Here is a 12873-nt window from a genome sequence, read left to right on the forward strand (position 1 = left end):
GCCAGGATTTAAACATGTTATTGATCCGCCCTATCACCCAAGCCGATTATCCGGCGCTGATGCAAATCGCCATCGAATCCGGTGCCGGTTTCACCTCGTTGCCGGTCAACGAGCAAAAACTAAAACAAAAAATCGCCCACTCAGAGCACAGCTTTGGTATCGACACCGAGCAGCCCGGCAATCAGGGTTATTTGTTTGTGCTGGAAGACACCGAAACCGGTGAGATTTTAGGCACCTCCGGCATTGAAGCCTCAGTTGGCCTCACCACGCCTCTGTACCATTTCCACAAAAGCACTGTGGTGCATCACAGCAACGAGCTGAACGTTTATAACCCGGTTGAAGTGCTGACCATGTGTAACGACTACACCGGCGTGTCAGAGATTTGTACGCTGTTTTTGCGTGAACCTTACCGCAGTGGCATGTACGGCCGGTTTTTATCGAAAGTCCGTTTTATGTTTATGGCGGAACATCCAAAACGTTTCTCGAAAATCGTCATTGCCGAGATGCGTGGGATGGCTGATGAAAACGCGCTGCCGCCGTTCTGGCAATGGCTGCAGTCGTATTTTTTCAGCATCGACTTCCCGACTGCCGACCATATGATTGGCATTGGCAACAAAGGTTTTATCGCTGATTTGATGCCACGCCATCCGATTTATGTGTCCTTACTGCCAAAATCAGCACAGGACGTGATTGGTCAGGTGCATGTCAACACAGCACCAGCGCTGAAACTTCTCGAGAACGAAGGTTTTATCCATCGTGGTTATGTTGATTTGTTTGATGCCGGCCCGACCGTTGAAGCGCAGCTGAAGCAAATCAAATCGGTGCGCAGCAGTCACCGGATTAAAGTCGCTATTGGCGTGCCGGTCGAAGGCCCGACGCTGGCGATTTCTAATCCGCAGGTGGCTGGTTTTCGTGCAACTATCAGCAATCAGGCGCAAGTTGACGGCGATGTGTTGATTATCACTCAGGCGATCGCCGATGGGTTGCAAGTCAATGCCGGCGATGAAGTGCGTTATTTAAATCTGGATCGGGGGGCAAAATGAGCCAGGCAACAAAAGTTATTCAGGGCTTGCAGCTGATCAACGGTGAGTGGCAGGCCGGTGCTGGCAGCTTGTTTCAGTCAATGGACCCGGCGACGAATCAGATGATTTGGCAAGGCCAGGCCGCAGATGAAGCACAAGTGCAACAGGCTTATCAGGCGGCGCGCAGCGCATTTTACAGCTGGTCGGCGCGTCCACTTGCTGAACGTATTGCGATTGCTGAAGCTTTTGCCGAACAGCTCAAAACCAACACTGAAGCCTTAGCGCGCACTATTGCGCTTGATACCGGTAAATCTTTGTGGGAAAGCCGCACTGAGGTCGCGGCAATGATTGGCAAAATCGCCATTTCAGTTAAAGCCCATCAGGAACGCACCGGCACTGTAGAAAACCCGATGCCGGGCGCGCGTGCTTTTATCCGGCATAAACCGCACGGTGTAGTGGCTGTGTTTGGCCCTTACAACTTCCCTGGGCATTTACCGAATGGCCACATAGTGCCGGCGCTGATCGCCGGTAATACCGTGTTGTTTAAGCCATCGGAATTAACGCCTTTGGTTGCACAGCATACGCTGGAACTGTGGCAAGCCGCCGGTTTGCCGGCCGGCGTGCTGAATTTGCTGCAAGGCGAAGTGGCTACCGGTAAAGCCATTGCCAATTTAGCGGGTATCGACGGTTTGTTTTTCACCGGCAGCTCGAACACCGGGCATTTGCTGCACAAACAATTTGCCGGTCATCCGGGCAAAATTCTGGCGCTGGAAATGGGCGGCAATAACCCGTTGATTGTCAAAGACGTGGCTGATGTCAAAGCCGCAGTACATGACATTATCCAGTCGGCTTTTATCACCAGCGGTCAGCGCTGTACCTGTGCGCGCCGTTTGTTCATCGAACAATCCGCCAATGGCGATGCCATTCTGAACGCTTTAGTGACTGCAACTAAGCAGTTAGCTGTCGGTGCACCTTTTGCCGAAGTGCAGCCGTTTTACGCCTCGATGATTAGCAGCAAAGCGGCTGCTGGCATGGTGAAAGCGCAGGCGGAGATTGAAGCTTTAGGTGGTGTTTCTTTGGTGCGGCTGACCCAGCTTGACCCGGCTTTGGGTTTTGTCACGCCAGGTATTATCGATGTGACACACGCCAAAGCCCTGCCGGATGAAGAGCATTTTGGCCCGCTGCTGAAAGTGTACCGTTACACCGAACTGCAAAAAGCCATCGATGAAGCCAATAACACCAGCTTTGGTTTATCGGCCGGCTTGCTGGCGGATAATGCCAGCGATTATGAGCTGTTTTTCAGCCGCATTCGCGCCGGTATCGTCAACTGGAACAAACCTATCACCGGTGCGTCCAGCAGTGCGCCTTTTGGTGGCATCGGTGCCAGTGGTAATCATCGCGCCAGCGCTTATTATGCGGCCGATTATTGCGCTTACCCGGTGGCGTCGGTCGAAGCGGACAAAGTCAGTCTGCCGGCAACATTAAGCCCGGGCCTCAGTCTCTGAGCCCGGCCGCTTAAAGTAAAAAAGTTTTAGCAAGATCAAAGTAGTTCCGGCCGCAGCGCTTTAAAATCTGCGGCCTTAGCAGTAAATAACAGGCAAACCCATGCATAGCAATTTTAAAGATTTATTCGCCGCTCTGTGGCAAGACTACCTGCAACTGACGCCGTCAGCAGAGAAAATCCATGCCCTGCTCGGCTCCGGTCAGCAGGATGATGTGATCAACGACCATATCGCGCTGCGTACTTTTAACCTGGACAAAGTTGGCTTGGATAAACTGGCCGCCCATTTTCTGGCTGTGGGTTACCGCGAAGCCGGTGAATATCACTTCGAAGCGAAAAAACTCTACGCCAAGCATTTTGAGCATCCGGACCCAACAGCGCCAAAAGTGTTTATCTCTGAGTTGCTGGTAGAAAAATGTTCGCCAATGCTGCAGCAAGCGGTACAAAAACTGGTTGATCAAATTCCGGTTGAAGCTGTGACTGCAGAGAATTTTATCTACTCAGGCCGGCACTGGGATATTGATCAGGCGACTTACCGTCTGCTGCTGGAAGAGAGCGAATATGCTGCCTGGATGGCGGTGTGGGGTTTCCGCGCCAACCACTTCACAGTGTCAGTCAATGCGCTGCAGAATTTCAGCACGCTTGAAAGTGTCAATCAGGCGCTGAAAGACGCCGGTTTCCCGCTCAATACCTCAGGCGGCGAAATCAAAGGCTCGGCCGACGTGTTACTGGAGCAATCTTCGACGCTGGCTGATGAAGCCGAAGTCGCTTTCACCGATGGTGTGTTGTCGGTGCCAAGTTGCTTCTATGAATTCGCGCTGCGTTACCCAACGGCTGACGGCTCGCTCTACACCGGTTTTGTCGCAGCTTCTGCTGACAAGATCTTTGAAAGCACCAATGCCCGATAACGCGCTCGATACCGTGCTCGCTGAGCACAGACTCTGAGCATCTGCTCTGAGTCACCGGATCGCAGGTTTGATTTGCCGGGGGGCAAATCGCTTGCTAGTCCGACGTCCCAGAATTCACCTCAAGAGTGTGTCAATTGAAGTGAAGATGTAGAAAAAGCCAGCGGGCCTTCGGGCCCGCTGTTTTTTTGCTGCAGATTAGAAATCGCCGCTTTGTATCCAATGCTGGCAACGCTGCCAGAAAACCGCGGCAGCTGTGGCGTCATACCCTGTCGAGTGCGGGTTAATAAAACCATGCCGTTGTGGCCAGTGCTGTTGTCGCACATTGCCGGAGTGGCCGAGCTGTTGTTGCAGCGCCATCACATCAAAATGACTTTCATCACTCCACAGGCAAGTCACTGGCCAATGCGGAGTTAATTCACGATGTTGCCGGATTTGGCCGCCATAACAGAACAGCGCTTGTCCGGTTGAATCAGCACAGTCTGCACTACTTAACGAACACCAGAGTGCGGCAGCACCGGCACTGAAACCCAGCACCAGATCAGGTTGCAGCGCCGTCAGCGTTTGCAGCACCTGCTGTTGATATCGCTCAAGTCCGCCCTGTTGTAAAAAAGCCTGATAGGCCAGGTGATCATCCGTAAAAACGGTTGAGGTGTTCACACAGCTGTCCGGCTGGCATAGTGTGAGTTGTAACTGCCCGCTCAGAATTTCTGGCAATGTCGCCAACGTTTCCCGCAAGGCTGGCGTCGCGCCAAAAATGTCAGTGGCCACCAGCAGATGTCGTTTGTGCTGCATCTGTTTTAAAACTGATTCAGTGGCAGCTTCAGGTAACGGATGCCGTTGGCTTCTGCCGCTGGCAGCTCGCCGGCTTGCATATTGACCTGCACTGCCGGCAGCAGCAATTTCGGCATGCTGAGTGTTGCATCGCGGCTGGTGCGCAGCGTGACAAAATCGGCCTCAATGCGGCTCTGCCCGACATGGATATTCTGTGCTTTTTGCGCGCCGACACTGGTTTCATTGGCGACATCGGGCCGGCCCGGCGCCCCGTAGTCGTGGCACATTAGCATTCGCGTATTATCCGGCAGCGCAAACAACTTTTGGATGGAACGATACAATGTAGCCGCGTCGCCACCGGGGAAATCACAGCGGGCAGTGCCAAAATCCGGCATAAACAAGGTGTCGCCGACAAAAAGCAAATCGTCAATCAGATAAGACACACAAGCCGGGGTATGGCCTGGGGTATGCAGCACACGGATAGTAGCTCCGCCCAACGGCAAAGTGGCGTCATCGGCCAGTAACAGGTCAAAAGGTCTACCGTCGGCCTGGGTTGGCAGCGCAAACAACGCGCCAAACACCTGTTGCACCCGGCAAATCTGCTCGCCGATCCCGACCGGCACAGCGCCGCCACAAAGCGCTTTTAATGCCGCAGCACCGCTTAAATGGTCGGCGTGTACATGGGTTTCCAGAATGTAAGTCAGTTGCAGCTGATTTGCTTTGATGTCCTGCACGATGCGCTCTGCTGCGACTGTGCTGGTGCGGCCCGATGCCGGGTCAAAATTTAATACCGGGTCAATCACCACTGCAGCCCTGCTGGCCATCTCCCAAACTAAGTAACTAAAAGTATTAGAGTCTTTGTCGAAATAGCTTAAAAACTGCAGTGATGACATAGGTGCCCCGTCTGGCAAACGAACTCAAAAAATCTGCTAAAACTATATCAAAATAAATCTATAACTATAAGCGCTAGATATATGCAAAAAAGTAATATGCGGGTTCTTGCTTGGTAAACCAGCAACTAAGCTTGTTTGGCCATCTAAACGGCTCGTGTGTCACAAATTTGTCATCTAATCCACCTAAGCTCTGCGCGATCCCTGCCGACGGGCTGGTTTGATGGTGGAACAACGCAAATGAAAATTGCACAAAGACTGATGTGGGTAATGGGTGGTACAACAATCGGCGCTATGGTGCTGGCTGTTGCGATCAGTAGTTCAATTGCCGGCAAAAATGCCGAAACTGCACTGAGCGACAGCATCGAACAACGTTTTTTAGCGGTCGCAACAGGCCGGCGTCAGGCACTGACGCAATATATGGATCAGCAGCGCGACCTGCTACAGAGCATGGCTTCGAACCGCATGACACAAGAAGCGTTACAGGCACTGAAAAATCCTTATCAGTCGTATCGTTACGAAGTCGAAAATCCCGGTATCGATGCATTACGCACCGAAGTTGGCCAGTGGTATCAACAACGTTATCTGCCTTTGGCCAGTGAGTCGGGCGCGAAACCTGCCGTTGCCAAATGGCTGGAAAAAGCCTCGCTGGAAACTTTATTGCTGCAGCGTTATTACCTGGCGACCAATCCAAATAGCCCGGCAGAACTGGCCAAAATGACCGACCGCGCCGATGGTTCTGTCTATGGACAACAGCACAAAAGATTTCATCAGAGTTTTCGTGAGCTGGTGACCCGCCTGCACTATGACGATTTATATCTGGTGGATGCGAAGTCCAAAGCAGTGTTGTACTCAGTCAACAAAGGCCCGGCCTTTGCCACATCGCTGCAGGACGGTGCTTTTGCCAACACAGCGCTGGCGGCCTTGGTGCGACAGGTGGTCAAACAACCTGCAATGGGCTGGCAAGTGTCCGCTGCAGCGCCTTTTAGTGCACAGTTTGACCAGCTCACGCTGTTTATGGCAGCGCCGGTGTTAAATCCGCAGGATCAGAAGCTGAACGGCGTGCTGGTGCTGCAGCTGCCGCTTCGTACTGTCAGTGCTTTGATGTCCGATCAGCAAAACTGGCGCGGCATTGGTCTTGGCGATTCCGGCGACAGTTACCTGCTGGATAACAACGGTCAGCTGTTGACTGAGTTACGTAACAACACAGCACCGGTGCCTGCAGCCGCTGAGATCCCGCATTATCTGCAGGGCAAACAACAAATCCGCCAGGTGGTTGCCGCCGATGGCAGTGACTGGTTACAACGCACTGAAGCGCTGTCATTGGGTGGCCATCCGGTATTGCTGGTCACGCAGCAGCCGACGGCTGAGCTGTATCAGTCGTTGCAGCAGTTAAAGCAACAGCTGTGGCTGAGCAGTGCGCTGACAGCTATTGGCCTCGCTGTCTTGCTGTTCTGGCTGACGCGCCGTTTGGGCTTTGGCATTGCCAAACCGCTCGAGCAGTTGTCGGCGCAGCTGACGCAGGCGGCTGAGCAACAGGACTTACGCCAACAATTTGTACCGCAGCGCGATACTGAACTCAGTCAGACCACTTCGGCGCTGCAGCAATTATTCAGCCGTCTATCGGTACTGCTGCGTGGTGTGCAGCAAGCCGGTCAGCAAAGTCAGGAATTGGCGGCGCAGAATCTGCAAATCAGCATGCGCAGCAAAACGGCGGTTTATCAGCAAAAGGCCGCGCTGACGCAGTTAGACGCCGAAGCTGCGCAAGCCTCAGCGGCCCTGTTGCAGCTGCAACAGCAAATTGCGCTCGCCAATGACGACGCTGCTCTGACTCATCAACAGGCCGTGTCTGGTGAAGACAGCGTCAAAACACTGAATCAGCAGATTGGCCAGCTGGCGGAACAGGTTAAACATTCCGCCGGCAGTATGCTGACGCTGGATAAAGCCTCAACGGATATCATGCAGGTACTGGAAACTATCCGCGGCGTGGCGGAGCAAACCAACCTGTTGGCGCTCAATGCGGCTATTGAAGCGGCACGGGCCGGTGAGCATGGTCGCGGTTTTGCCGTGGTCGCCGATGAAGTGCGGCGTCTGTCGGCCAATACCGCCAACGCAACTGCCGAAATTCAAACGATGCTGAACCGCTTAGCCGGCTCAGTCGCCCAGACCCGTCAGGGCCTGGAGCAGGAACAACAAACGGCAGAACACTGTCTGCAAAGTGCGGCGCACGCCGATACGATGCTAACGCAAATTCGTGCCGCAGCCGCCAGAATTGTGCAGGTTGCCACGCACATTCATCGCCTTGGCAGCGACGAATGTGCGCGCAGCCAGCAGATCAGTGCTGCGCTGGCACAAATTCATCAGTCGGCGGTAGAAACCGACAGCGCTATGAGCATGCTGGCGGAGCAATCCGAAGTGCAGCAACGGCTCAGTGCGCAGTTGTTGACTCAGGCCAGCCAACTTAAAGTCTGAAGCCGTATCACAGGGCCAGCCACTGCCTGCCAGTGGCTGCAGCGGTTTAAGCCCAGATATCCTGTTGTAACTGCGTAATGAGGTCAGTGACTTGTGCACTGGCCTGTTCCATCTGTAACAACGACTGCTGCATGGCAGCAAAATCGCCGCGTTGTCCGGCTGCTAAGGCTTCACGCCCGGACTGATGCACCGCCTTGTGTGGTATGTCGAGCTGCTGAAAACTGCGTTTACCGCTGTAGCGCTTTTTACCTTCGCCTTCGAAGTACCATTTGCCTAAGCGGCATTCAGTATGCGCATTCACAGTGTCAGCGAAGCGTTGTTGTTGGATCAGCTGATACACCTGATGTTTCCAGACAGCGTGGTCGAGCTTGACAGTATTCAAAAACGCCATCGTTGCGCTTTGATTAATGACGCTCTGCATGTGACTCGAGGTGTTGATCACTTGTTCAACTACAGCACCAATCTGGCTGCTGGAAGTAGCGACATCATTGGCGCTGTGCCGGCTTTGTTCAACTGTGCTGCGAATTTGCCCGGTCTGGTCAATGATTTGCCGCACCAGCTGTTCAATCTGATTACTGGCCTGATGCGCTTTACCGGCCAGCTGACGCACTTCATCCGCGACGACAGCAAAACCACGACCTGCTTCGCCAGCCCGCGCCGCTTCGATTGCGGCATTTAATGCCAGCAGATTGGTCTGGTCGGAAATTTCCTGAATGCTGGAGATCAGCTGATTGATGGCATTTGCTGTGCCGTCCAGTATCGCAGTGACGGACGCACTTTGTTCAGCGTCTTTGCTGATTTGGCTGGCCCGCTGGTCCAGATTCGCCAGCGCCTGATGAGTCTGACCGAAAATATCATCGAGCGCCGATAACGCCTGATGTTCATGTTCCAGCGCACCGGCATTTTTTGCCAGTTCCTCCCGGATTTGCCCCAGCATAGCGCCGCCCATTAACATGGTCGCGCAAACCGACTGCTGATGTGTTTCCTGCTGCCGGGCGGTTTCATGTTCTACGGTTTGTTGTTGTAACTGCTGCTGCAGTTGGTTGATTTCCTGAATGTGCTGGATCTGCTGTTGGTTTAGTTGTTGTTCGAGTTCAGCGATGCGTTGTTTGAATGCTGAGGTAAAAAACATCAATCTTGCTCCGGCGTGGTCAGAGGGTTCTGAGAAATTTGGGGCATAACACCAGGGTCCATCGGTGTTAGCAATGACAAATGGCGGGAGTGGTGGCGTACCAAGCTGCCAACCAGGCCGTCGACCGCCTACCTTGTCAGTGCGGCCTGGTTATCGCTTTATCGTGACACAAAAACGATTAAGTCGACAGTTCGACTATTGTCTTAGGTCAAAGATGTGGTTGATTTATTGTGCCCGGACATCCTGCTGCAGCCGCTCAATGGCCCCAACCACTTGTTGCGCAGCAGCTTCCATCTGTCCCAGTGCACGTGCCAATGTAGTGGTATCGCCGTTGCGGCCTGCCTGCACCGCTTCACGGGCAGCCTGATGCATGCCACGGTGCGGGCTTTCGATGCTGCGGAAACTGCTGAGCTGGCCATAGTGTTTGGCGCCATAACCACCTGCCCCGCACCATTGCTGAAATTTTTGCTCGGCTTGCGATGCAGATAAGTCGCGTTGTTGGGCTATCGCCTGATAAACACCGGCTTTCCAGCTGATGTAATCCATTTTCAGGCCGTCCAGATAAGTTAACGTGGTGGTGCTGCGGATTAGTTTTTTCATCGCTTCCGAGCGATTAATCACTTCGTTGACCACAGAATCAATTTGTTTGGATGACAAAGACACATCCGCGGCACTTTGCTGGCTGTGTGACACCATGGTTTTGATATTGTTGGTTTGTTCTATGACCTTACGGATCAAACTTTCAATTTGTTTACTGGCTTCATTGGCTTTGCCGGCAAGCTGACGAACTTCATCGGCAACCACGGCAAAACCGCGGCCGGCTTCACCGGCGCGGGCCGCTTCAATCGCTGCGTTGAGTGCCAGTAAGTTGGTTTGGTCGGAAATTTCCTGAATGCTGGAGATCAGCTGATTGATAGAGCTGGCCGTGCCATCAAGCACAGCTGCTGTTGCTGCGCTTTGGTTGGCGTGGTCGGTAATTTGCACGGCGCGGTCTTCCAGGGTGCGAATGGCACTTTGGGTCTGACCAAAAATATCTTCCAGTTTTGCCAGAGCAGTGCGTTCAGCGATCAGATCGTCAGCATGGCGGTCCAGACTATTGCGGACCTGATTCAGTACTTCACCGCCTTGTAATTGCAATTCCTGCCATTGGTTTTGCTGCTGTGCAGCCGCATGCTGCTGGACCTGTTGTTCGAGCTGGGTGAGCTGCTGCTCTAAATGTTGTGTGCTGTCCCTGGCCTGGCGTTGTGCTTCTTTGAGCTGCTCTCTGAGTTGTTGATTTTCTTCTTTCAGCGCACGATTAAAAAACATGAGATTCCCCGACTTCTTATTATTGAAGAACCATCCTAAGACAAGGCTAAGGTGCTGAGAAGCCCCTGAGCCGGTAAATGGATTAAGAAAGCCAGATAATTGCTGAAGTGGCAGTCGCGGGGCAGAAAAAAAGCACCCGAAGGTGCTTTTTTGCCGGAAACTATCCGGTTAAATCATGCCAGCGCCAGTTGCTGAGCCAGATAATCGTCGTAACTACCAACAAAGTTACGCACGTCATGATCGGTGATCTCAATAATGCGCGTTGCCAGTGAAGAGACGAATTCGCGGTCGTGGCTGACGAATAACAAGGTGCCTTTAAACAGCTCCAGTGCCATGTTCAGCGATTCAATCGATTCCATATCCAGGTGGTTGGTTGGCTCGTCCATAATCAGGATATTTGGTCGTTGCAGCATCAGCTTGCCAAACAACATCCGGCCTTTTTCACCACCGGATAACACTTTGACTTTTTTCTTAATGTCGTCCTGGCTGAACAGCAAACGACCGAGGATACCGCGCACCGCCTGTTCATCGTCAGATGGTTGTTTCCAGTAAGACATCCAGTCAAACAACGTCATCTCTTTCATGTCGCCGGCGAACTCGTATTCGTGGTCCTGCGCGTAATAACCGATATTGACGTTTTCAGACCATTTCACCAGACCGCCGTCGACCGGATATTCACCGACCAGACACTTCAGCAGCGTGGTTTTACCGATACCGTTGGCGCCGAGGATGGCCACTTTTTCGCCGACTTCAATCATCATGCTGACTTTATTCAGCACTTTTTTGCCATCAAAGCCTTTGGAAACATCTTCCACTTCCAGTGCCAGCCGGTACAGTTGTTTCTGCTGTTCAAAGCGGATAAATGGATTCACCCGACTTGAAGCTTTCACTTCTTCCAGCTTGATTTTATCCATTTGCTTGGCGCGTGAAGTCGCCTGACGGGCTTTGGAAGCGTTTGCCGAGAAACGCGCAACGAAGGCTTTTAATTCATCAATCTGGGCTTTTTTCTTGGCGTTGTCCGACACCAGACGTTCACGCGCCTGCATCGCAGCCAGCATATATTCGTCGTAGTTGCCCGGATACAAGCGCAGTTCACCGTAATCCAGGTCGGCCATGTGGGTGCAGACGCTGTTTAAGAAGTGGCGGTCGTGCGAGATGATGATCATGGTGCTGTTACGCTCAGCCAGGGTGTCTTCCAGCCAGCGGATGGTATTGATATCTAAGTTGTTGGTCGGTTCGTCCAACAGCATAATTTCCGGATCAGCGAACAGCACTTGAGCCAGCAACACCCGCAGTTTCCAGCCCGGTGCCACTGCGGACATCGGACCATAATGTTGTTCAACCGGAATACCGACGCCTAACAACAATTCACCGGCACGGGATTCAGCGGTGTAACCGTCCATTTCACCAAAAGCGACTTCGAGATCAGCGACCTTCATGCCGTCTTCTTCCGACATTTCAGCGATCGCATAAATGCGGTCGCGTTCGGCTTTGACCTGCCACAGTTCGGCGTGGCCCATGATCACGGTGTCGATGACACTGTATTGTTCAAAGGCGAACTGATCCTGATGCAACTTGGCGACGCGCATATTCGGCTCGACCATCACGATGCCGGCGGACGGGTCCAGCTCACGGCTCAGGATCTTCATAAAAGTGGATTTACCACAGCCGTTGGCGCCGATCAGGCCATAGCGGTTACCTTGACCGAATTTAACCGAAATGTTTTCAAACAGCGGCTTGGCGCCGAATTGCATCGTAATATTGGCAGTAGAGATCACAGTCAGGGGTTCCTGTTGGCCGAGCGGGCCCATTAGCGTGTTAGCAAAAAAAGCCCGGCACATGGCCGGGACAAAAAGCGCGCTATTATAGCGGCTAACCCAAATTTTTGCTACGCCGGCATGTGCCAGAAAGCAGAGTTCACTGAAGTTTCATTAACCAAAGCGCCGCCCGAGCACAATGCAAAGCACCACCAGCGCGGCGATGCCATACTGCAGCGCACTGATTGGTTCACCAAGACAAACCGTGGCCCAGCCTAAACCCAGAAACGGGCTCAGTTGCTGCAGCTGACTGATCTGCGCTACGCCGCCTAACGACAGGCCGCGATACCAGGCAAAAAAGCCCAGAAACATCGAAAAGACCGCCAGATAAGCAAAACCAAGCCAGGCCGACATCGAGATAACTTGACCTGAAATCGCCGGCAGCTGTAACAAAGTCAAGGGTAATGACAGCGGCAGCGACAGCACCAGCGCCCAGCAAATCACCTGCCAGCTGCCAAGTGTTTTCGCCAGCATGGCGCCTTTGGCATAGGCCAGACCACAGCAAAGACAAGCCAGTAACAGCAAAGCATCAGCCAGCGCCAAAGTGTTAATCTGATGCTGGGCCAGGCTATAGCCGAGCACCAGCAGCGCGCCAGCGCAGGCAAACAGCCAAAAACCAAACCTTGGCACCTGAGTGCTGAGCCAGGCGCCGAAGATGGCGGTAAAAAGCGGCATCAGTGCTGTAACTAACGTCGCGTGGCTGGCATCGGTCCACTGCAGCGCCAGGGCGGACAACAGCGGATAAGCGAAAACAGCGCCACCCGCGACAACCAATAAACCCGGCCAGTACCGCCGCGCTGGTAAGCGTTGCTTTAAGGCAACCAACAGCAGCAGGCTTAAGACGCCGGCAACCGCCGCGCGGCCGGCGCCGACAAACACTGCAGGCAGTTCCAGCACCGCCATCCGCGTCGCGACCAAGCCGCCGGAAAACATCAGCACGCCGCTTAAGCCCCACAAATAAGCGATGGTCACTGGCGATAACGTCTGAGTGTTGACTGTATCCTTTGGCAAAACCTGCTCTGACATAAAAAACTCCGTGCTTTGCACCTGCA

The 12873-nt window shown here is 53.3% G+C and carries 10 protein-coding genes; 4 read left to right on the forward strand and 6 right to left on the reverse strand.

Features of this window, described 5'->3' with window-relative positions:
- Positions 1–14: 14 nt before the first annotated feature.
- The 3 genes from astA to ABNT34_RS12065 all read left to right on the forward strand — a co-directional run bounded on the left by astA (position 15) and on the right by ABNT34_RS12065 (position 3431).
- A complete protein-coding gene (astA, locus tag ABNT34_RS12055; RefSeq protein WP_348731944.1) occupies positions 15–1043 on the forward strand; it encodes an arginine N-succinyltransferase in 1029 nt (342 codons plus the stop codon).
- A complete protein-coding gene (gene astD, locus ABNT34_RS12060; RefSeq protein WP_348731945.1) occupies positions 1040–2527 on the forward strand; it encodes a succinylglutamate-semialdehyde dehydrogenase in 1488 nt (495 codons plus the stop codon). Before astA ends, astD begins: the two co-directional genes overlap by 4 nt.
- A gap of 100 nt (positions 2528–2627) precedes the next feature.
- Positions 2628–3431: a DUF1338 domain-containing protein gene (locus ABNT34_RS12065; protein WP_348731947.1), complete on the forward strand. Its 804-nt coding sequence runs from the start codon at positions 2628–2630 to the stop codon at positions 3429–3431.
- Between the two features lie 195 nt (positions 3432–3626).
- Here ABNT34_RS12065 and ABNT34_RS12070 read toward each other — a convergent pair whose 3' ends face one another.
- Positions 3627–4223, reverse strand: a complete 597-nt coding sequence (locus tag ABNT34_RS12070) for a hypothetical protein (RefSeq protein WP_348731949.1) — start codon at positions 4221–4223, stop codon at positions 3627–3629.
- A gap of 5 nt (positions 4224–4228) precedes the next feature.
- Complete coding sequence (locus ABNT34_RS12075; RefSeq protein ID WP_348731951.1) at positions 4229–5095, reverse strand: MBL fold metallo-hydrolase; 867 nt, start codon at positions 5093–5095, stop codon at positions 4229–4231.
- 237 nt (positions 5096–5332) lie between these two features.
- Between ABNT34_RS12075 and ABNT34_RS12080 the strand changes: the two genes are divergently transcribed.
- Positions 5333–7564 carry a methyl-accepting chemotaxis protein gene (locus ABNT34_RS12080; RefSeq protein WP_348731953.1) on the forward strand — a complete coding sequence of 744 codons (2232 nt, stop codon included), beginning with the start codon at positions 5333–5335 and terminating at the stop codon, positions 7562–7564.
- Positions 7565–7610: 46 nt separating this feature from the next.
- Here ABNT34_RS12080 and ABNT34_RS12085 read toward each other — a convergent pair whose 3' ends face one another.
- From ABNT34_RS12085 to ABNT34_RS12100, 4 genes are all read right to left on the reverse strand, one after another.
- On the reverse strand, positions 7611–8696 hold the full coding sequence (locus ABNT34_RS12085) for a methyl-accepting chemotaxis protein (RefSeq protein ID WP_348731955.1): 1086 nt from the start codon (positions 8694–8696) through the stop codon (positions 7611–7613).
- Between the two features lie 225 nt (positions 8697–8921).
- Positions 8922–10004, reverse strand: a complete 1083-nt coding sequence (locus ABNT34_RS12090; RefSeq protein WP_348731958.1) for a methyl-accepting chemotaxis protein — start codon at positions 10002–10004, stop codon at positions 8922–8924.
- A gap of 173 nt (positions 10005–10177) precedes the next feature.
- Positions 10178–11782, reverse strand: coding sequence for an ABC-F family ATPase (locus ABNT34_RS12095; RefSeq protein WP_348731960.1), 1605 nt, complete (start codon positions 11780–11782; stop codon positions 10178–10180).
- 153 nt (positions 11783–11935) lie between these two features.
- Positions 11936–12847: a DMT family transporter gene (locus ABNT34_RS12100; protein ID WP_348731962.1), complete on the reverse strand. Its 912-nt coding sequence runs from the start codon at positions 12845–12847 to the stop codon at positions 11936–11938.
- Positions 12848–12873: the final 26 nt, after the last annotated feature.

The sequence above is a fragment of the Rheinheimera texasensis genome (assembly GCF_964031785.1).
Lineage (GTDB): Bacteria > Pseudomonadota > Gammaproteobacteria > Enterobacterales > Alteromonadaceae > Pararheinheimera > Pararheinheimera texasensis_A.

Excerpts from the sequence above, each read along its gene's own strand:
- astA (WP_348731944.1), top strand. The coding sequence starts at position 15 with ATGTTATTGATCCGCCCTATCACCCAAGCCGATTATCCGGCGCTGATG.
- astD (WP_348731945.1), top strand. The coding sequence starts at position 1,040 with ATGAGCCAGGCAACAAAAGTTATTCAGGGCTTGCAGCTGATCAACGGT.
- ABNT34_RS12065 (WP_348731947.1), top strand. The coding sequence starts at position 2,628 with ATGCATAGCAATTTTAAAGATTTATTCGCCGCTCTGTGGCAAGACTAC.
- ABNT34_RS12070 (WP_348731949.1), bottom strand. The coding sequence starts at position 4,223 with ATGCAGCACAAACGACATCTGCTGGTGGCCACTGACATTTTTGGCGCG.
- ABNT34_RS12075 (WP_348731951.1), bottom strand. The coding sequence starts at position 5,095 with ATGTCATCACTGCAGTTTTTAAGCTATTTCGACAAAGACTCTAATACT.
- ABNT34_RS12080 (WP_348731953.1), top strand. The coding sequence starts at position 5,333 with ATGAAAATTGCACAAAGACTGATGTGGGTAATGGGTGGTACAACAATC.
- ABNT34_RS12085 (WP_348731955.1), bottom strand. The coding sequence starts at position 8,696 with ATGTTTTTTACCTCAGCATTCAAACAACGCATCGCTGAACTCGAACAA.
- ABNT34_RS12090 (WP_348731958.1), bottom strand. The coding sequence starts at position 10,004 with ATGTTTTTTAATCGTGCGCTGAAAGAAGAAAATCAACAACTCAGAGAG.
- ABNT34_RS12100 (WP_348731962.1), bottom strand. The coding sequence starts at position 12,847 with ATGTCAGAGCAGGTTTTGCCAAAGGATACAGTCAACACTCAGACGTTA.